The organism is Gordonia sp. DT218, from assembly GCF_049847105.1.
Classification (GTDB): Bacteria; Actinomycetota; Actinomycetes; order Mycobacteriales; family Mycobacteriaceae; genus Gordonia.
This window is the reverse complement of the sequence record NZ_JBNCNS010000008.1, coordinates 80,206-98,629: the sequence shown is the minus strand read 5'-3', so window position 1 is coordinate 98,629 and position 18,424 is coordinate 80,206. Positions and strand designations below refer to the sequence as shown.

The following is an 18,424-nucleotide window of genomic DNA, read 5'->3' as shown; positions in this document are numbered from 1 at the left end:
ACCCCCGCGTAGGGTCGAACCATGGCCAGTACCGTTGCGACCTCCGATTCCGTCGACCGCTCCGCTCTCCTCGACTTCATCCGCCCGCGACATCGGATGGTGCTGAGCACCGTTCGCAGCGACGGCACACCACAGCTGTCGCCGGTGTCCGGTGGCGTCGACGACGAGGGCCGGATCGTCGTCGCCACCTATCCGGGACGGGCGAAGGCCGCCAACGTCCGGCACACGCCGGTGGTCAGCGTGTGCGTGCTGTCGGACGAGTGGAATGCCGCGTGGGTGCAGGTGGACGGCGACGCCGAGGTGCTCGACATGCCGGAGGCCGAGGACGGCCTCGTCGACTACTTCCGCAGCATCTCCGGTGAGCACCCGGACTGGGACGAATACCGCGCCGCCATGCGGTTGCAGGGCAAGTCACTGATCCGGATCACGCCCACCCGGTGGGGCCCGGTGGCCACCGGCGGGTTCCCGGCCGACGTCGCGACGAAGCTCGACGAGCAGGACGGGTGAGTGGCGGCCCCGTCACGCGCGCGCCTTGGCGAACTCTGTCACCAGTGACGCATTGAAGGCGGGCAGGTCGTCGGGCTTGCGGCTGGTGATCAGCGTGTTCGGACCTGATTTGTCCACCACGACCTCCTCGTCGACCCAGGTGCCGCCGGCATTGGTGACGTCGGTGCGCACGCTCGGGTAGGACGTGAGAGTCCGGCCGCGGACGACGTCGGCCTCGATCAGCGTCCACGGCGCGTGGCAGATCGCGGCGACGGGTTTGCCGGCGTCGAAGAAGCTCTTGATGAATCCCACCGCGCTGTCGACGGTGCGCAGGAAGTCGGGATTGGCCACGCCACCGGGCAGGACCAGTGCGTCGTACTCGTCGGCCCTCGTGGTGTCGGTTGTCGCGTCGACCGGAAAGGTGTCGGCCTTGTCGAGGTGATCGAACGCCTGGATGGTTCCGCTCGCGGTCGAGACCAGTTTCGGCGTTCCGCCGGTCGCCTCGACGGTCTTCCACGGCTCGGTGAGTTCCACTTGTTCGGTGCCCTCGGGCGCGACCAGGAATGCGACGGTGATGCGGCTGAGTTCTTCGGGCATGGGCGATGTCCTTTCGGCGTGGGAGAGACCCGACCGCCTGCCGCGCTGTTGGACAGACCCTTCTGGGTCCGACCGTACCCTGGTCTTCCGGGCTGTCCACCCGTTACCGGGCGCGTAGCGTGGGCGCCATGTCCGTCACCTCCGATGTCGCCGTCGTCGGGGCCGGGATCATCGGTCTGTCGACGGCATATCACCTTGCCGAACAAGGCCTTTCGGTCACCATCTACGAGTCCGGGGTCCCGGGGCGAGGTCAGTCCGCCGGGCAGTCGAGAATCTTTCGCCACGCCCACGACGATCCGCGTCTGATCGAGTTGGCGGTGCGGGCACGTGAGCTGTGGCGCGGTTGGTCGGATGAGTTCGGAACCGAGCTCGTGTCCGACGACGGCGCCATCGCTCTCGGTGGTGCGGTGCCTCGACGGCTGGCCTTGCTCCGGCAGGCCGGTGTCCCGGTCGAGGCGATCGATCGAGGGGCGCTGCGCGAACTCCTTCCGGCGCTCGCCGACTACGACGGTGCCGCGATGATCGATCCGGGCGGCGGCTCCATCCACACCCGCGCGGCGATCGAGGCGCTGCGGTCGCGATTCGCAGACCGGATCGTCGCCGAACAGGTGATCTCCCTTCATCACCGCGGAGACGGCGTCACGGTGCATGCTCCGACCACGCTCGGTGACCACGGCGCGGTGGTCATCTGTGCGGGTCGTGGTACTGCTGCCCTGGCTCGTGGTGTCGGCCTGGCACTACCGGTGCGGCTGGGCGCACATGTGCGGGTGTCGTTCGCGACTCGCGGGCGTGTGGATCGCCTGCCGACGTTGCAGGACGGGAGTGGCGCGTTCGGTGCCACGGGTGTGTACGCGGCTGCGTACCCGGACCGTTCGGGATACGGACTCGGACTGTCGGAGAACGTCGAGGCACACGATGACGGTGCCATCGACGACGGGCCTCGTCTCACTCGGTTGGCCTCCGCCGCAGCCGAATACGTCGAGCGGGCGCTGCCGGGTATGGACCCGACGCCTCGTGACGTCGTGCATTGCTGGGTCACCGCGCTGCCCTGGGGTGACGACGGGGTGGCGATCTGGCAGGCCGGCCGGATCTTCGCCGTGGCGGGTCACAACTTGTTCAAGCACGCGCCGGTGATCGGGGCGGCCGGCGCCGATGCGGTACGGGCCGGGCGGGTGCCGGCGGGATTCACCGCCGACGATCGGTTGGGCGCTGCGGGATGAGGGTTGCTGTGGGCGATGTGGCGGTTGCTGTCGGCGGGGAATGGGTTGCCGTCAGCGGTCGTTCGGGCGCCAGCGCAGGATTTCCAGGGCCGCGGCCACGTCGACGAGATTCTCGCCGATCGGTCGGGGGAGGAGCTCGTCGGCTCGGGCCAGACGTCGGATGACGGTGTTGCGATGGGCGTACAGACGCTCGGCGGTGCGAGAAGTGTTGCACTGTTCGGTGATCCATGTGCGGACTGTCTCGATCACGTCGATGTCGGCGGTGGCGAGGTGGCCGAGGGTGTCGGTGAGGAACTCCTCGGTGGCGGTCGGGTCGGTGGTCAGCAAGGCGACCAGCCGGACATCTTCGTGACGGGCCACCTGCTGCGGCGACGCCAACTGCGCGACCAGGCGCTGTGTGGCCAGCGCCTGGAAATGACTGCGGCGGAATCCGTCGAGGTCGTGGCCGGGCCGTCCGAACGCGACCCGGACCCGCGGGTGATCGGAGATCGTACGGATTGTCGGCACCGCGGTCGTCGGCAGCCAGATCCACAGGGCGGCGGCGCTCGCGACGACGGTGAGTCGGTCCCGGTGTTCGGACGCCTTGGTCACCGCGTCCGCGACGGCCTCGAGGTCATGGGCGGCGTCGCTGCCCGCGTCGCTCCAGATCACCGCGGCGGTGTGGGGACCGCTGAGCCGGTAACCCAACTGCGTCTGGGCCCGGCTCGCCGGGATCGGTGCGCCCTCGAGGAGCAATGCGACTGTCGCCCGGCGCTCGGCGTGGGTGCCCCTGGTCAGATCCGCCCGCTCCGCCTCCATCCGTGCCGACATCGCCGCGACGGTGTCGTCGATGAACGTCGAGATCGACAACGACGACAGTTCGAGCAATTCGCGGAGCTCGGCCGGATCGTCGGTGAGGTCGAAACAGATGTCCATCCAGCGGCGCCACGCCACGGTCTGGGCCGTCCGGTAGGAGTCCAGCGAGGATTCACCGAGGCCACGTCGCACCAGGTCGCGCGCGGTGTCCAGGATGTCGGCGGTGAGGTTCACCGGGACCCGTCGGCCGGGTTCGTGAATGTTCGCGGCCGCCCAGTGCAGCATGTTGGCGAGGTTGGTGCGACGTGCACCTTCGGCGAGTACCGGGTCGTCGGCGACGGTGGTCATCCGGACGCCGCCCAGCGCCGCCGCGTGCATCTCCTCGATCCACTCGTCCGGCGGGTTCAGGGCGGTCTCGGCGCCCCGCCTCAGCAGTTCTCGAATCCGCTCCGACGGTCTCGGCCAATCCGGCATACCGACTGTCATGTGCACAATTCTGCACCACTCGCGTCCGGTCGTTGTTGCACTTTGCCCCTGGCGTTGGGCCGCGCGGCTGCGCATGCTGGTAGGAGCACCATGACCGCGAGCGACCAGGGGAGCACCGGGTGACCACTTCGACCACCACCGAGAGCATCGACGTCCTCATCGTCGGTGCCGGGATCTCGGGTATCGGCGCCGCCCGGTATCTGACCACCGAGCAGCCGGCGAAGTCGTTCGCGATCGTCGAGGCGCGCGCCGCCGCGGGCGGCACCTGGGATCTGTTCCGATATCCGGGCATCCGATCGGACTCGGATCTGTACACCTTCGGCTACGAGTTCAAGCCGTGGACCGACAAGCAGGCCATCGCCGACGCCCCGCGCATCCTGGATTACCTCCACGAGACCATCGACGAGAACGGACTCACCGAGCACATCCGGTATCAGCACCGGGTGGTGTCGGCGGCCTGGTCGTCCGACGACGCGCGATGGCTCGTCGAGATCGATCGTGGGGACACCGGCGAACGGACCCGGATCAGTGCCGGCTGGATCTTCTGCGGCTCGGGCTATTACGACTACGACGAGGGATTCACCCCGGAATTCGAAGGGCGCGAGCGGTTCCAGGGTCAGATCGTGCACCCGCAGCACTGGCCGGAGGACCTCGACTACGCGGGCAAGCGCGTCGTGGTGATCGGCAGTGGCGCGACCGCGGTGACCTTGCTCCCGGCGATGGCCGACGACGCCGAGCACGTCACGATGCTGCAGCGGACGCCGACCTACATCATCCCTCTGCCCCGTGAGGACGCCATCGCCAACGCCCTCAAGAAGGCCCTCGGCGACAAGCGCGGATACGCGCTGACCCGGCAGAAGAATGTCGCGCAGCAGCGCCTGCTCTTCGAGCTCTGCCAACGGTTCCCGTCTGTTGCACGCCGGATGATCCGGAAGATCAACGCATCCCAGCTGCCCGAGGGCTATCCGGTGGACACGCATTTCAATCCGCCGTACAACCCATGGGATCAGCGACTGTGTGTCGTGCCGGATTCCGACCTGTTCCGCACGATCCGCAAGGGCAAGGCGTCGATCGTCACCGATCGCGTCGCGACGTTCACCGAGACAGGTGTGCTGCTCGAGAGCGGCGAGGAACTCGAGGCGGACATCGTCGTCACCGCCACCGGCCTCAACATCAAGATCATCGGCGGCATCGACCTCTTCGTCGACGGCAGGCCGGTCTCGCTGCCCGATACGGTGGTCTATCGCGGCATGATGCTCTCGGGAGTTCCCAACTTCGCGCTCGCCATCGGCTATACGAACGCGTCGTGGACGCTCAAGATCGGGCTGCTGTGTGAGTATTTCTGCCAGCTGCTCAGTTACATGGACGGCCACGGATACGACAGCGTCTGGGCCGTCGCCGACCCGTCGATGCCGACCAGGCCGCTCCTCGACTTCGGTGCGGGCTATGTCCAGCGCGCGCTGGCGACGTTGCCCAAACAGGGGTCGGAGGCACCATGGGTGATGTCGATGAGCTACTACGCCGATCGTCGACTGCTGCGCGGTGACGTCGAGGATGAGCACCTGCACTTCTCCGGTGCACGCGATCGTGTGGGGAGATCGGTCGGCGTATGATCGGAGGGCGACTCAGTGGCTGTGCGCCAGTACCTGGATCGCCAATACCACGAAGCCGATCAGGACGAGCGAGACCAGTGCGGCCAGCTTCTGCCACCAGCTGATCTCTGCCTTGCGAACCGCCAGCCAGCCGATGAGGGCGAGAGTCGCGAGGTAGATGTAGGCGGCGATGAGCAGCGCGGTGTCGAGCTGCAGAACGTCGAGCCACGCGAGGGTGATCAGGATGAGCGGGAAGATCAGTGTGCCGAGAGCGCCGGTGGCGATGCCGACGATGATGCGGAGGTCGTCGCCGACCGGAAAATGCCGGTGCACCGCGAGGTAGGCGATGCCATCGGCGGCGAAACCGGCCAGGACCACTGCGAAAACGCCGAGGGCGAGGATCTCGAACGCGTACGCGGGGTTGTAGTGGTCTGATCCTCGGTACATCACGAGGACGATCGCCAGTCCGGTGAACGCTGCGTAGACGCGCTCCTTGAGGTAACTCACCGCCATGTGTGAAGGAATGTCCACGGGGCTGCCCGGGCTGATCGGATCAGGGGCACCTGGTTCGGTCATGACCATAGTGTGGGCCTATTCTGGCCGCCATGAGCGTCAACCCAACAGTCCTGGTCTCATCCGCCGGCCTCGTCGGTGGCTATGCCGCAGCGCGATTCACCGGTCGCCGCGAACTCGGCGGCGTGGTGCTTGCCGCTGCCGGCGCCTGGTGCACGCGGGAATGGGCACGGCAGAGTCCGGTCGTCGCGGCGGGTCTGCTGACCGGATATCTGGGTGCCTTCGGTGCGTCGCATCCGCTCGCGAAGAAGATCGGGGCCTCGCCGTCAGTGTTCGCGGTGACGGCGGCTACCGCCGCGAGTACATATGCGGTGACCCGCAAGGGGTGAGTCGACAACACCGATCGGCCGATCCCCGGGTCTGCGTTCTGGAAGAATCGTGAGTTGTGCGCACTCGTAGCGAGAACGGCCGAACCCACGTCGTGATCATCGGTGCCGGATTTGGTGGCCTACATGCCGCTCGGCGCCTCAAGAAGGCCGATGTCAAGGTCACCGTTGTCGATCGCGGCACGAGCCATCTGTTTCAGCCATTGCTCTACCAATGCGCGACAGGGCTGCTGTCCCAGGGGGCGATCTCCAGTCCGATCCGGCACCTGCTGCGACGACAACGCAATGCCAACGTCGTGCTGGGTGAGGCCAAGAACGTCGATGCGGCCGCGCGGACCGTTGCGGTCGAGCGCCCCGACGGATCGACCATGACGATCCTGTACGACCACCTCGTCGTCGCGGCCGGGATGCGTACCGCTTATCACGGGTGCGAGGAGTTCGCGGAGTTCGCTCCGGGCATGAAGACCCTCGACGATGCACTCGCCATCCGCCGCAAGATCATCGGGGCCTTCGAGCTGGCGGAGTCCCTGCCGGACGTGACCCAGAGGCGTCCGTGGCTCACGTTCGCGGTGGCCGGTGGCGGACCGACCGGGGTGGAGCTCGCCGGTCAGATCCGCGAACTCGCGACGTTGGCGCTCGAGAACGAGTTCCGCACCATCGATCCCGGTGAGGCGCGAGTCCTCCTGCTGCACGGCGGAGATCGGGTGTTGCCGTCGTTCACGCCTGCCTTGTCGCGACGTGCGCAGAAGATCCTCGACGAGCTCGGCGTGGAGACCCACCTCGGCGTCCATGTGACCGGTGTGACCGCCGACCAGGTGGAGACCACCAGCAAGTCCGAGCCACACAAGGTCATCCACTACGAGGCGAAGACCGCCCTGTGGACCACGGGTGTGGAGGCGGTGCCGTTCGCCGGGGCGCTTGCCCGCGCACTCGGTGTGGAGCAGGATCGCGGCGGACGGATCCCGGTCGCGGCGGACCTCTCGGTGCAGGGGTATCCGAACGTGTGGGTGGTCGGGGACATGAGTTCCCGCGACGAGTTGCCAGGTGTGGCCGAGGTGGCGATGCAGGGTGGACGGCACGTCGGGGCGGTGATCGCCCATCTCGCCGGTGGCGGCACCGAGCGCGCGCCATTCCGCTACCGCGATCTGGGCAGCGCCGCGTATATCGCTCGTCGGCATGCCGTGGTGCAGGCCGGCAAATTGCAGCTGTCCGGGTACACCGGTTGGTTGGCCTGGGGCGTCATCCACATCGCCTTCCTCGCCGGTATGCGTAACCGTATGGGCACTGTGATGAATTGGAGCGCGACGCTACTGACCGACTCCCGGAAGGAACGCGCCATCACCTACGGCGACCCGGAGACCGCTCGCCAGCCATATCGCTGACTACCCGTTTTTCTGACTACCCGTTTTTCTGACTACCCGTATCGCTGAGCCGCCGTGTCCCAGATGACACCAGAGCGGGGGACGACGTCGGTGGGCGGTTCGGCGTTGCGCTGAGGTGTCATCGGGGACAGCGGTCGCGACGGTTGGGGCCAAGTGGTTGCTCGATCGGCGCCGACACGGCGGTCATGCGGATTCATTACCTGGTAGGTAGTGGATCCGACGAGGGTCCCGCCGGAGGATGGACGTACGGCATCGAGGAGGTCCGCATGACATCGCACACTCATCCTGTCCGGCATCCTGTCCCGGTTCCCACCGCCGCACCGACAGCATCGAGCCCACGCTGGCTGACGATCGTCATGCGTTGCGACCGCTGGGGCTCGTACTGGTTCGTGGCGGTCGGGTTCTTCTTCGCGCCGATTCTGCTGATTCTGGCTCCCTGGTCGTTCGCGGTCGCGATCGCGTGGACGCTGATCTCGCTGTCCGGCTTGTGGCTCGGGGTTCTCGGGATCTTCATGGCAATCGGACTCGCGAGGGTGCTCCGTGCGGGTGAGGAGATCCCCGAGGAGTACTGGTGGTCGCTGTTGGGGCGCGCCCCGTCGACGCATCGATAGCTGCAGTGAGATCTCGCCGACGGCGGCTTTGTCGGCGGCCCTGCGCACGGTCATCTGTTGGGTGGTCGACAGCGAGACCAGCATGTCGTCATAGACCGATTGGCCCAGTCGGTAGGCGCTCAGTAGTGATCGGGCTTCGTGTTGGCGGCTCGTGCGTAGATGATCGCGTGCGGCCGCGGCGACGTCGGTCGATGACGCCGACGAGATGGCCGCATCAGCGGCAGCGGGATCAGCACATGTGAACACGACAGCAGGGGCCTTCGCAGATCGAAACCGACAGGACACCAACAACATCTGCCCGTCATAGGAAACGAAAAGCCCGCATCACCATCAACTGGAAACAACCATATCGGGGGGCACCGACAAGATCGGCTGACCAGCGTTTGTGGAGGCTTGGTTTCGATACGCACGCTCGTTCCTCGCGGGCTACTCAACCAGCAGGATGGGGTGGGCACGGGCGTTCCTGGCGACCTACTCAACGCGCCCGGTGAGCCCGCGACGATCAGGTCGTCAGCAACCGCCACAACCCGATGAGACCGACCACGACGATCACCGCGCGCAGTGCGGTCGGCGACAGTCGTCGCCCGTAACGCGCGCCGAGGACGCCGCCGAACAGTGATCCGATCGCGATCAGCCCGGCGACGGCCCAGTCGATCCGGTCGAAGGCCACCAGGGTGTAGGTGACCGCGGCCACCACGTTGACCACCAGCGAGAGAAGGTTTTTCGCGGCGTTCATCCGCTGCAGGTCGTCGGGGACGATCACGCCGAGTGCGCCCACCAGCAGGATGCCCTGCGCAGCAGTGAAATACCCGCCATAGACGCCGACGGCAAACGTGGCGGTCACCATCACGGCGATCCGGGGACCGGTGAGGCTCACGGTCGGGTGATCCGGGCCCATCGAACGATGCCCGACCCACTTCTGGATTCGCGGCTGCGCGACCACCAGGAACAGCGCGGCGACCAACAGCACCGGCACGACCGCCTCGAAGACGGTCTCGGGCAGATGCAGCAGTAGCCAGCAACCGAGAATGGCCCCGCAGAAGGACGCGGGTATCTGCCAGCGCAACTGCGGCCATTGGCCCGACAACTCGCGTCGATATCCCCAGGTGCCCGACACCCCACCCGCGACCAGACCGATCGCGTTCGACATCGTCGCACTCACCGGCGGCACCCCGAACGCGACAAGGGTGGGGAAGGTGATGAGAGTGCCACTGCCGACCACGGCGTTGATGGCTCCCGCTCCGACGCCTGCCACGAGCACGGCGAGCAGTTCCCAGGTCGTCATTCTGTCGAGAGTGCACGGAGGTCATCGAGGGCGGAAGGGCGGGGTGCGGCTATCTCGTTTCGCGCGATGTCAGACGAGCTTGGGGAAGGCCGCGAGAAAGCAGATCCCGACGATCAGCAACACCACGGCACCGATCAGCATGGCCCAGCTGAGCCGGTGGGTCTCGAAGCGGCCGGAGAACGCCGCGAAGAACAAGACGAGAGCGAAGAGGACGGTGAGAATCGTGTAGTTGTCGCCGCGCTGGTTGTTGCGCAGCGCCACCTGGAACAACCGGTCGGCGCGCGCATCTGCCGCGGCCGCTTCTCGTTGGCCGGGTGGCACATACGATGCGAGTTCGAACGGGGTCTTCGGCGCGTTCGGATTCTGCAGCGGTTTCGCCGCCAGCCATTCGTCGAACGCGGGGCGGAAGCGGTCGGTGAAGCGCTCTTCGACGAACTTCTCGAGCGCCACGTCCTTCTCCGCGACGGCCTGGACATACAGGCTGAACGAGGAGAGGTCGATCTGCTTGGCCGCGTTCACCGCACCGGCGTCGCGCGCAGCCTCGATACGCGCGGACGACGCCTGGGAGAACGAGATCGACATCGCGCCACCCCATTTGCTCGCCTCGAACCCGCTCCACGCCGTGAGGATCGCCGTGACCGAGAGGACCACGACGGCCACGGTCTCGCGCCAGCGGATGACGCGCTCGTTGTCGGGGCGTATGTCCGCGGGCTCGCCGGGACTGTCGTGCGTATCGGCCACGGGAACGAGAATATTTGTCCGCAGAGGGCGACGCTCGAAACACGCCGTTCGTGGCGGTCGGGATCTCGAGGCGGACCGGAGAACTGCGGTTACCCCCTCGGCGTGAGGTGTGACTCCTAGACTCGACCCATGAGCACAACCGATGAGGTCGTCGAACAGATCCTGCGTACCTACGACACCATCACCGTCGTCGGTGCGAGCGCCAATCCGTCGAAGGCCGCCAACGAGGTTCCCGCGTACATGGCGGAGCACGGATGGCGGATCATCCCGGTGAATCCGCATGCCGATGAGATCGTGGGCCAGAAGGTCTATCGCACCTTGGCCGAGGTCCCCGAGGAGGTCGGCCTGGTGGACGTGTTCCGTCCGTCCGAGGATGCCGCGGAGGTTGCGCTGCAGGCGGTCGCGGCAGGCGCGACCGCGTTGTGGCTACAGCTGGGCATCGCATCCGAGGAGGCCCGTGCGATCGCCGACGATGCCGGGTTGCTCTACGTCGAGGACCGCTGCCTGATCATCGAACAACGACGCACCGGCCTCGTCGCGCCGAAGTCCTGACCCACGCACGCCCCGCATCGCGATGCATTTCGACACGGCAGACATCACCGGGGCGGGGCTGCCGCTGTTCCTGCTCTTCCTGTCGTTCGTGGTCACCTTCCTCGTCACGCGTCTCATCACCCGGCTCATCCGGGCCGGTCGAGGTCCGTTCAAGAACAACGTGCGGGGCGGGGTCCACATCCACCACGCGGTGCCCGGCATCATCCTGACCGTGGGCGGCGCGTTCGTCTCGGTGGCGGTCGACGGGTCCTCGCCGGGTGCCGAGATCAGTGCCGTACTGATCGGCGTCGGGACGTCGCTGGTGCTCGACGAGTTCGCGCTCATCCTGCACATGCAGGACGTCTACTGGGCGCGCGAGGGGCAGCTCTCGGTCCAGGTTGTGTGTCTCACCATCGCGGCACTGGGTTTGTCGGTACTCGGGGTGAACCCGCTGCAGTCCGATGACGACGACAAGGTCTCGATCGGCCCCCTCGTGTTGTCGGTGAACCTGCCGATCACCATCGGCTGCCTGCTCCTGTGCGTCGCGAAAGGCAAGTACTCGACGGCGGCCATCGGAGCCTTCATCGCACCGGTGGCGTGGATGGGTGCGATTCGCCTGGCGCGACCTCGGTCGCGATGGGCACGCAGACGCTACTCGACGACGAAGCTGGCCAAGGCGACCGCGCGTGCGACGACATTCGACGCCCGGTATGGCTCATGGGGACTCGACGTGGAGGACCTCGTCGCGGGCCGGCCGACCGACCAGGATCCGGGCGGTGCCGGCGGAGATCCGGGCGCTGCGGGTCGAGATCAGAGCACCCCGGGCACGGTTCAGGACACGGCCTGATCGGCGCCCGACCCGAACTCCCGGCGGGCCAGGTCGAGAAAGGCGTGCACCGCGGGCCCGGCGGGCGTGCGCCACACGAACCCCAGCGAGGCCGGGTCGTCCACCCCGCGGATCGGGCGCCCGACCACGACGTCGGCGCGGTCGGCGACGATGGACTCGCTCAGCACCCCGATGCCCAACCCGCTTCTGACGAGTTCGACGACGGCATCCGGCGACGACGCCGCCAAGGCGGTCCGGAGGTCGCCGGCCCCCCGGTCGAACGCGGTCCGGATGCCGGCGCCGCGCGGCAGCCCCACCAATGGGTGACCGCGTAGATCACCAAGGGACAGCACCTTTTTCGAACAGAGCGGATGATCGCGGGGTAGCGCCGCCACCACACGTTCGCGCACCACCGACAGTTCGTCGACACCGTCGGGGAGGTCGCCGGCATAGCCGACCAGCGCTACGTCGAGCTCGCCGCGCAGTACCTGCGCGACCAGCCCGTCCGAGGCGCCCTCGGTGAGCGACAGTCCCACTCCCGGGTGGCGATCGCGGAAGAGCCCGAGCGTGGTGAACAGTGGTCGGACCGTGCATCCGTCGACCATCCCGACCGAGAGGTGGCCGCGCACCACCTGGTTCACGTCGGCCACCGCCTGCCGTACCGACTCGGCCGCGGCCAGCGCGTCGCGGGCGGCAGGCAGGGCCGCGCGGCCTGCGCCGGTGAGGGTCACCCGACGTCCCGACCGATCGAACAACTCGGCGCCCAGTTCACGTTCGAGCCCGCGGATCTGGGCGCTGATGTTCGGCTGGGTGGTGCGCACGCGCGCCGCCGCGGTGGTGAATCCCGACTCGGTCGCGACCGCGACGAAGTACTCGAGCTGGCGCAGTTCCATAACCAAGAATGATAGTCCCGATACAAAGAATCAGTTGTACTTCTCATCGGGTTCGCGCGATGGTGGAAGCAGAACCACCCGAGTCCAGGAGGAGACAATGACTTTCACCGACAGGGCCGCCACCCCGGAGGACATCACTCGACTGTTCGTCGAGTTCTCGAACGCCGGTGAGGCGGACGGCGTGGCGTCGCTTTACCACCCGGATGCCGTGATGGCCTACCCACCGGGCGAGGTCACGCGTGGTCGCGCGGCCATCCGCGAGCTGTGGGCCTCGGTGCTGGCCCACAATCCGACATTCGTCCCGGAAGCGCCCCTGCCGACGCTGTATTTCGGCGACGACCTGGCTTTGACGTCGACTCCGCCGCGGGATGGTGCGGGTGCGCGTGCGCAGGTTGTCGCACGACAGGACGACGGCTCGTGGGTGCGGATCATCGACCAGCCCGAGTTCCAGACGCCGACCAGTTGACGCGACGCACGAACTGATCGCGCACGACCGAATTGCTAGACTCGGCTGAGCACGTGCAGTCGAGAGGTGAGGCGAATGGCCGACAGGGCGATGGTCGACGAGAATCAACTGCTCCTCGAACGTCAGGTCTGCTTCGCCCTCGCCGTCGCCAATCGCTCGGTCCTCAAGATCTACCGCCGACTGCTCGAACCACTCGGTCTCACCCACCCTCAGTACCTCGTGATGTTGGCCCTCTGGGAGACGTCGCCACGGGCCGTCAAAGACATCGGGCATGTGCTGCAACTGGATTCGGCGACCTTGTCGCCCTTGCTGAAGCGGCTCGAAGGGTCCGGGCTGGTGATCCGGCAGCGTCGCGACGACGACGAGCGCAATGTCGACGTCGCACTGACCGGCGCCGGCCGCGAGCTGCGCACCAAGGCGCTCGACATCCCGCCGGCCGTGGTCTCCGCGCTCGGCGTCGACATGGCCGACCTCGAGGAACTGCATGCGGTCCTCACCCGGGTGAACGTCGCAGCTCTCCGTGCCGAGTCGGAAGGGCCGTGAATCGAGGCCGCCGGACGGTCGTCGAGACAGGTCACGCGGTGGGCCCGACGGTGTTAGCGTCGAAGTAGTTGTCGTCGATCGCCGCGAGGAGGCGAATCATGAGCAACTCTCGATGCCGTGCCATGCTGATCACCCTCGGTGTTCTGCTCGCGACAGTGCTCGCAGCGGGATCTGTCGCCAACGCCCAGATCGATGTCAAGCGCGGTCAAACCGGACAGGTGTTGTTGGCCAAACAGGCCGACTGTCGCGTCTCACCGAACGGACTCACCGCACGTGACGCGTCCTTCACCGTCCTCTCTCCCGATCGGAGTCCCGGTGCCAACATCCGCACCCGTGCGATTCGCCTGATCAACGGGCGGGCGGTGCCGATGGCGGGCGCCACCTGGTCGGGCTGGCAGCAACTCCTGCCGAGCAAGCCGGTGCAGTTCCGCGGAGCGAGCGTGTGGACCGGTGACCGGCGCGCGCGCCTGGAAATCGCCCATGTCGTCGAATTCTGGGGACTGCGAGGCGGATTCCTCGGTGCGAAGCTGGCCATCCAGAACCGCTACCTGACCACCAGTAGCACTTTGCCGGACTTCGGATCGCTCGGTCCGTGGCTGCCGGTCCAGCGGTACTGCCAGGTGCCGCGCCGCTGAAGTCGTCCGAGGACCGGCGGCTAAGGTCGACACATGGCTGAGCCGACGATCGCAGAGACGAGGTGAACGGCGTGATCGCCATCCTGGTCATCGTGGTCACCATCGTGGTGGCACTGTTCATCCTGGGTGGCGCGGCATGGTTCGCCTGGGATTCGGACAAACGGGTCAAGAAGTTCGCTCGCTCGACCGATCTGATCCCGGGCAAGCCCGGACGGGCACCCGTCGCTTGGACGTCGGCGACCTCCAAGGAAGCTCTGTTGCATCAACGCGTGCGGTATGCGATCGCCGATGTGCACGCCAATCCGGCGATACCGCATGACCAGAGCCTCGTCGCGGCGCGGGACCGCCTCGACGACGCCGTGTTCGACCTCGACGACAAGCTGATCGCGACCGCGGAGGTGGTCGATGAAGAGGATCGGTCGGCGAGGCTGGAGGCCGCCGAATCGGCCATCCTGGTACTCGAAGAACTCCCTCGGAAGCTCTGGGAGGCGCCGAAGGAGACTCAGCTCGCCGACCTGGAGAAGGTGACGTCGGCCCTCGTCGACGCATGACGGCACAGCGCGATGTGGGCGATCCCGACCACGAGCCGTCAGCCCACGCCGGAGTCACCGAGGACATCCTCACCGGCCGCACGCTCTGGGTCATCCTCGTGCTCGCCGCGATCGCCGGCGCCCTCGCCGGATTCGTGGGCGGTGCCTTCCGGTGGCTCCTCGAACACACCGAGCAGTGGCGTGGCGACATGGTCGATTGGGCGCACGGGCATTCGGGGTGGGGGTGGCTGATCCCGATCGCGGTGTCGGCCGTCGCGGCGGCAGGAGCGGCGGCGATCGCCCGATGGCAGCCGCTCTCCGCGGGGAGCGGCATCCAGCACGTGGAGGCCGTCGACCGCGGGGAATCCGACCCGCCGCCGCTGTCGGTGGTCCCGGCCCGGTTCGTCGGCGGGCTGCTCTCGGTCGGCCTGGCCGGGATGGTCCTCGGCCGTGAAGGCCCCACGGTGCACATGGCGGCTGCGATCGGTGCCGCTGCCGGACGGCTCGCACACCGTGCGCAGGACGAGATCCGGCTGCTGCAGACAGTGCTGTCGGGTACCGGACTCGCGGTCGCCTTCAATGCCCCGATCAGCGCGGTGTTCTTCATCTTCGAGGAGGTCACCAAGACATTCCGGCTGCGCGAGGCGATCGTGACGATGGTCGCGGTCGCCATCGGTGTCGGTGCCAGTCGGCTGGTCCTCGGTAACGAGCCGGACTTCACGCATGTCGGATCGGTCGAGACGCCGTCGTTGACGACCCTGCCGATCTTCGCCGTCTTCGGCCTCGTCGTGGGGTTGCTCGGTGTGGTCTACAACAAGCTGATCCTGGTGTGCCTCGACGGATTCGACAGGGTCCGCCGCGTACCCGCGATCGTCAAGGCCGGACTCATCGGTGCCGCCGTCGGCGCGCTGCTCTTTGCCGAGCCGGTGGTGGTCGGCGGTGGCGACGGGCTCGCCGATCTCATCCTGGCGGGACAGCGTTTCGCGCTGCCCGTCGTGATCCTGTATGTCGCGGTGCGCTTCGTCGCGGGCCCGGTGTCGTACGCGGCAGGCACTCCCGGCGGCATCTTCGCGCCGATTCTGGCGCTCGGAGCCCTGATGGGGCTCATCGCGGGTCGCGTGACAGAGGTCGTGGTGCCGGGACTGAACACGGATCTGACCGTCGCGTTCGCGCTGGTCGGCATGTCCACACTGTTCGCATCGATCGTGCGGGCGCCGTTCACCGGACTCGTGCTCGTCATCGAGATGACTGCGGTCACCACCGTCACGATCCCGATGCTGATGTCGGGAGCGATGGCGGTGGTCGTCGCCTCGTTGCTGCGCTCGCAGCCCATCTATGATGCGCTGCGGGTGCGGATGTTGCGGAAACACGCTGTGCCAGAACGTCCGCCGTCGACAGCCTGACACGTGGTCGGGCCCGAGCCGGCTCAGTCCTCGTCGGCCAGCTCGATGAGCTTGCGGACCGTCTTGAGGTTGCGGCCCGTGCCCTGCACTCCGAGGCCTTTGGCGATGACGGGCGCGGTCAGCTTCGAGACGCCTGCGCCGCCGTCATATCGGATGTGGAGGTCGTCGCCGATGACGGTGAACTCGTCGTCGCCGAAGGCGCGCTTCCCGAACTCGGTGATCTTCGCGGCGTCGGGTGTGCCGGTGAGGCAGTAGACATACGAATACTTCGGGTCGACGACGGTGAACGGATGAGCCTCCAGGGCGGCGGCGAGGTCGTCGCGGGACCGGCTGATCACCTCACGCGAATAGCCGAAGCGTTCGGTGATCGCCGCCTCCAGAGCCCGGTCGAATTCGTCGGTCGCACCGGGCGGATCACAGAGCAGGTTGCCCGACGCGATGTAGGTGGACACCTTGGTGGCGCCGAGTTCGGCTGCCATGGCCCGGAGATCGACCATCGGGAGCTTCGCCCCGCCCACGTTGATCGCACGGATCAGCACCACTCGTCGCGGCATCGTTCTCCTCGCCGGTCGGGCGTTCGGTCAGATGACAACCGGTCGCGGCGGCGGATCCGGCTGCGGGGGTCCGGGATTCGGACCCGGTTCGGGTTGTGGTCCTGGTCCGGGTTCAGGACCCGGCTGGGGGATCGGCTCGGGTTCCGGTACCGGGATCGGCGGTTCCGGGGTTGGTTCGGGCATCGGTTCCGGCGCCGGAACCGGCTCCGGTGGCGGTGGTGGGGGTGGGACAGGCTGACCCATGATCACACTCCTCACTGAGCGGGACTGCTCGTCGGTGATGGCGGTCGGCCCACCCGGCGCCGGAGCGGGTGAACCGGCCGAGTCGACTGCTGGCGACGTTACGCCGCCGACCCGACCGGGGCCACGGCATACGTGAGATGTGTGACCTGACGATGCCGCGCGCCGGCCGGGGCGCGGACAGGCCCGGCCCGGCCCAAAGGCCCGACGTGCAGCCGCATCTTGTCGACGAATACGGCGAGCTCGATCCAGCGTCACCGGACCTTCGCCAGATCGGTCCGGATGAGCATGACGTTGTAGTCGTCCCAGCGGGACGCGACGAAATAGAGGGACCGGCCGGTGGACCGCGGATGGATGAAGGGTGCGTAGAGCCCTTGTGTCTGCGTGGCCGGCACGATCGCCTTCTCGCCACTCCACGGACCGACGGGTGTGGGGGAGGTGCGGAGCTCGATGCTCCCGGCGCGCTCGGAGAGCATGACGAACCGCTTGAGGTACCCGTTGTAGGCGACCGACATCTCACTCATCGGCTGACGCACGATGGGCACGGCGTCGATCGGGCGGGGGGACCACGCGCCGCCGCCCCGGTAGTACTCGTAGCGGTTGAGGTTCAGGATGTCCGCCGGCCGGAACCGGGAGATGAAGGCCGCGCCGAGCCGGCCGTTGGGTGTGCCGTACTGGTAGACGTAGCCGCCGGAGCGGAGGAACGCGCCCATCTGGAAGCGTCCGTGTCCCTGGGCGAGTTGGGTGATGCCCGGCACGGTCAGTTCGAGGTTGGCCCGGACGGTGTTGTTGTCGGTGGTCCACGTCTGCCCGTTGTCGCGGGAGACGGCGATCGCCGAATAGTTCGTCACCCACCGGCCGGGGCCGGTCCACTGATGGATCGACATGTAGCTCATGAACTGGACGCCATTGATCGAGATACCGCCGGTCGGGATCTTGCCGACCTCGGTGTTGCGGATCGCGATCGCGTTGAGCATGGGTTGCGCGAAGGTCGGGTGCGCGGGCGTCACCGAAGCTCCGGACCGGATGGCCCCCGGGATGGCGTTCGGAAACGTGATGCCATTGTCGAGGTTCGAGCTGCCGTTGCTGCGCAGCATCGTGTTGTGCCGCCACACCATTTGTCCCGCGCATCTGCCCCAGGTGTCGCCGAATGCCATCAGAACCTGGCCGGACCCGTTGTCCCACGGCACGCCGACGTCGGTCGAGGTGATGGAGAACCGCTGGTCGGTGCGGTTGGGGCTGCGTGGCCCGGTCACCCACTGGATCGCCGTGCTCGCCCCGCGAAGTTTGACGAGAGGACCCTGCGGCTTCTTGCCACCCGCCCGGTAGCTGCCGAAATCCATGCTGCCGAGACCGATCTGACTCGATCCGGCGCTTCCGGTGCTGCCGACATCGCCGCCGTGGAATCCGACTGCGCTACAGACCGAGGCATCGGCAGGTGCGGACACCGACGCAGTACCGGTGACCGCCAACGCCGCGACCGCCGTCCCGGTGATGAGCATCCGCCATCCGGACATCGGTACCCCCTGGGGACCTGTGACAAGTGTCGCCAGTGTTGCAGAAGTCGCACTTCCTCCACAGGTTGTGGGCCGAACCGAGACGGAGGCGTTACCCGGCCAGTTCTCCCGTCGCATCAGGGCACCGATCGGGTACTCACGGGATCGGCGATCACCGTGGCGGCGGCCCGACATATCGCGCACGTGGCCGGA

21 protein-coding genes are annotated in these 18,424 nt (G+C 67.2%); 13 read left to right on the top strand and 8 right to left on the bottom strand.

Translation table 11 applies throughout. The annotated features are described in order from the left end of the window. Positions 1-21: 21 nt before the first annotated feature. On the top strand, positions 22-507 hold the full coding sequence (locus ACPXCG_RS22915; RefSeq protein WP_425794641.1) for a PPOX class F420-dependent oxidoreductase: 486 nt from the start codon (positions 22-24) through the stop codon (positions 505-507). 12 nt (positions 508-519) lie between these two features. Here the strand turns inward: ACPXCG_RS22915 and ACPXCG_RS22910 are convergent, their stop codons facing one another. Continuing rightward, a complete protein-coding gene (locus tag ACPXCG_RS22910; RefSeq protein ID WP_425794639.1) occupies positions 520-1,083 on the bottom strand; it encodes a type 1 glutamine amidotransferase domain-containing protein in 564 nt (187 codons plus the stop codon). A gap of 128 nt (positions 1,084-1,211) precedes the next feature. On the opposite strand from ACPXCG_RS22910, the gene ACPXCG_RS22905 reads away from it, so the two are divergent. Next, the gene (locus ACPXCG_RS22905) at positions 1,212-2,303 is read left to right on the top strand and encodes an NAD(P)/FAD-dependent oxidoreductase (RefSeq protein ID WP_425794637.1); all 1,092 of its coding nucleotides are present in this window, start codon (positions 1,212-1,214) and stop codon (positions 2,301-2,303) included. A 51-nt stretch (positions 2,304-2,354) separates the two neighbouring features. Here ACPXCG_RS22905 and ACPXCG_RS22900 read toward each other — a convergent pair whose 3' ends face one another. Continuing rightward, positions 2,355-3,584, bottom strand: coding sequence for a PucR family transcriptional regulator (locus ACPXCG_RS22900; protein ID WP_425794635.1), 1,230 nt, complete (start codon positions 3,582-3,584; stop codon positions 2,355-2,357). A 119-nt stretch (positions 3,585-3,703) separates the two neighbouring features. Between ACPXCG_RS22900 and ACPXCG_RS22895 the strand changes: the two genes are divergently transcribed. Then, positions 3,704-5,197: a flavin-containing monooxygenase gene (locus ACPXCG_RS22895; protein WP_425794634.1), complete on the top strand. Its 1,494-nt coding sequence runs from the start codon at positions 3,704-3,706 to the stop codon at positions 5,195-5,197. Between the two features lie 12 nt (positions 5,198-5,209). On the opposite strand, the gene ACPXCG_RS22890 is transcribed toward ACPXCG_RS22895, so the two are convergent. Further along, positions 5,210-5,752: a hypothetical protein gene (locus ACPXCG_RS22890; protein ID WP_425794633.1), complete on the bottom strand. Its 543-nt coding sequence runs from the start codon at positions 5,750-5,752 to the stop codon at positions 5,210-5,212. Positions 5,753-5,781: 29 nt separating this feature from the next. Here ACPXCG_RS22890 and ACPXCG_RS22885 point away from each other — a divergent pair, with 29 nt between their 5' ends. The 3 genes from ACPXCG_RS22885 to ACPXCG_RS22875 all read left to right on the top strand — a co-directional run bounded on the left by ACPXCG_RS22885 (position 5,782) and on the right by ACPXCG_RS22875 (position 8,068). Further along, positions 5,782-6,078, top strand: coding sequence for a hypothetical protein (locus tag ACPXCG_RS22885; RefSeq protein ID WP_425794632.1), 297 nt, complete (start codon positions 5,782-5,784; stop codon positions 6,076-6,078). Positions 6,079-6,134: 56 nt separating this feature from the next. Then, a complete protein-coding gene (locus tag ACPXCG_RS22880; RefSeq protein WP_425794630.1) occupies positions 6,135-7,457 on the top strand; it encodes an NAD(P)/FAD-dependent oxidoreductase in 1,323 nt (440 codons plus the stop codon). A 266-nt stretch (positions 7,458-7,723) separates the two neighbouring features. After that, positions 7,724-8,068 (top strand): hypothetical protein, encoded by a 345-nt coding sequence (locus ACPXCG_RS22875; RefSeq protein ID WP_425794629.1) that lies wholly within the window; start codon positions 7,724-7,726, stop codon positions 8,066-8,068. Between the two features lie 502 nt (positions 8,069-8,570). Here ACPXCG_RS22875 and ACPXCG_RS22870 read toward each other — a convergent pair. Both ACPXCG_RS22870 and ACPXCG_RS22865 read right to left on the bottom strand, forming a co-directional pair. Next, a complete protein-coding gene (locus ACPXCG_RS22870; RefSeq protein ID WP_425794628.1) occupies positions 8,571-9,353 on the bottom strand; it encodes a sulfite exporter TauE/SafE family protein in 783 nt (260 codons plus the stop codon). Positions 9,354-9,422: 69 nt separating this feature from the next. Beyond that, on the bottom strand, positions 9,423-10,094 hold the full coding sequence (locus ACPXCG_RS22865) for a hypothetical protein (RefSeq protein WP_425794627.1): 672 nt from the start codon (positions 10,092-10,094) through the stop codon (positions 9,423-9,425). A 129-nt stretch (positions 10,095-10,223) separates the two neighbouring features. Between ACPXCG_RS22865 and ACPXCG_RS22860 the strand changes: the two genes are divergently transcribed. Together ACPXCG_RS22860 and ACPXCG_RS22855 are read left to right on the top strand one after the other, a co-directional pair. Further along, positions 10,224-10,646: a CoA-binding protein gene (locus ACPXCG_RS22860; protein ID WP_425794626.1), complete on the top strand. Its 423-nt coding sequence runs from the start codon at positions 10,224-10,226 to the stop codon at positions 10,644-10,646. Between the two features lie 22 nt (positions 10,647-10,668). Further along, positions 10,669-11,472, top strand: a complete 804-nt coding sequence (locus ACPXCG_RS22855; RefSeq protein WP_425794625.1) for a hypothetical protein — start codon at positions 10,669-10,671, stop codon at positions 11,470-11,472. On the opposite strand, the gene ACPXCG_RS22850 is transcribed toward ACPXCG_RS22855, so the two are convergent. Then, positions 11,457-12,344 carry a LysR family transcriptional regulator gene (locus ACPXCG_RS22850; protein ID WP_425794624.1) on the bottom strand — a complete coding sequence of 296 codons (888 nt, stop codon included), beginning with the start codon at positions 12,342-12,344 and terminating at the stop codon, positions 11,457-11,459. The two genes, ACPXCG_RS22855 and ACPXCG_RS22850, sit on opposite strands and share 16 nt — an antisense overlap. A 97-nt stretch (positions 12,345-12,441) precedes the next feature. On the opposite strand from ACPXCG_RS22850, the gene ACPXCG_RS22845 reads away from it, so the two are divergent. From ACPXCG_RS22845 to ACPXCG_RS22825, 5 genes are all read left to right on the top strand, one after another. Beyond that, positions 12,442-12,810, top strand: a complete 369-nt coding sequence (locus ACPXCG_RS22845) for a YybH family protein (protein ID WP_425794622.1) — start codon at positions 12,442-12,444, stop codon at positions 12,808-12,810. Positions 12,811-12,885: 75 nt separating this feature from the next. After that, on the top strand, positions 12,886-13,353 hold the full coding sequence (locus ACPXCG_RS22840; RefSeq protein WP_425794621.1) for a MarR family winged helix-turn-helix transcriptional regulator: 468 nt from the start codon (positions 12,886-12,888) through the stop codon (positions 13,351-13,353). Between the two features lie 98 nt (positions 13,354-13,451). After that, complete coding sequence (locus ACPXCG_RS22835) at positions 13,452-13,988, top strand: hypothetical protein (RefSeq protein WP_425794620.1); 537 nt, start codon at positions 13,452-13,454, stop codon at positions 13,986-13,988. Positions 13,989-14,059: 71 nt separating this feature from the next. Beyond that, the gene (locus tag ACPXCG_RS22830; RefSeq protein WP_425794618.1) at positions 14,060-14,539 is read left to right on the top strand and encodes a hypothetical protein; all 480 of its coding nucleotides are present in this window, start codon (positions 14,060-14,062) and stop codon (positions 14,537-14,539) included. Beyond that, complete coding sequence (locus ACPXCG_RS22825) at positions 14,536-15,921, top strand: ClC family H(+)/Cl(-) exchange transporter (RefSeq protein WP_425794617.1); 1,386 nt, start codon at positions 14,536-14,538, stop codon at positions 15,919-15,921. Before ACPXCG_RS22830 ends, ACPXCG_RS22825 begins: the two co-directional genes overlap by 4 nt. 23 nt (positions 15,922-15,944) lie before the next feature. On the opposite strand, the gene ACPXCG_RS22820 is transcribed toward ACPXCG_RS22825, so the two are convergent. Next, a complete protein-coding gene (locus ACPXCG_RS22820) occupies positions 15,945-16,475 on the bottom strand; it encodes a DUF1697 domain-containing protein (protein ID WP_425794616.1) in 531 nt (176 codons plus the stop codon). 494 nt (positions 16,476-16,969) lie between these two features. Beyond that, positions 16,970-18,232, bottom strand: coding sequence for a DUF4185 domain-containing protein (locus ACPXCG_RS22815; protein WP_425794615.1), 1,263 nt, complete (start codon positions 18,230-18,232; stop codon positions 16,970-16,972). Positions 18,233-18,424: the final 192 nt, after the last annotated feature.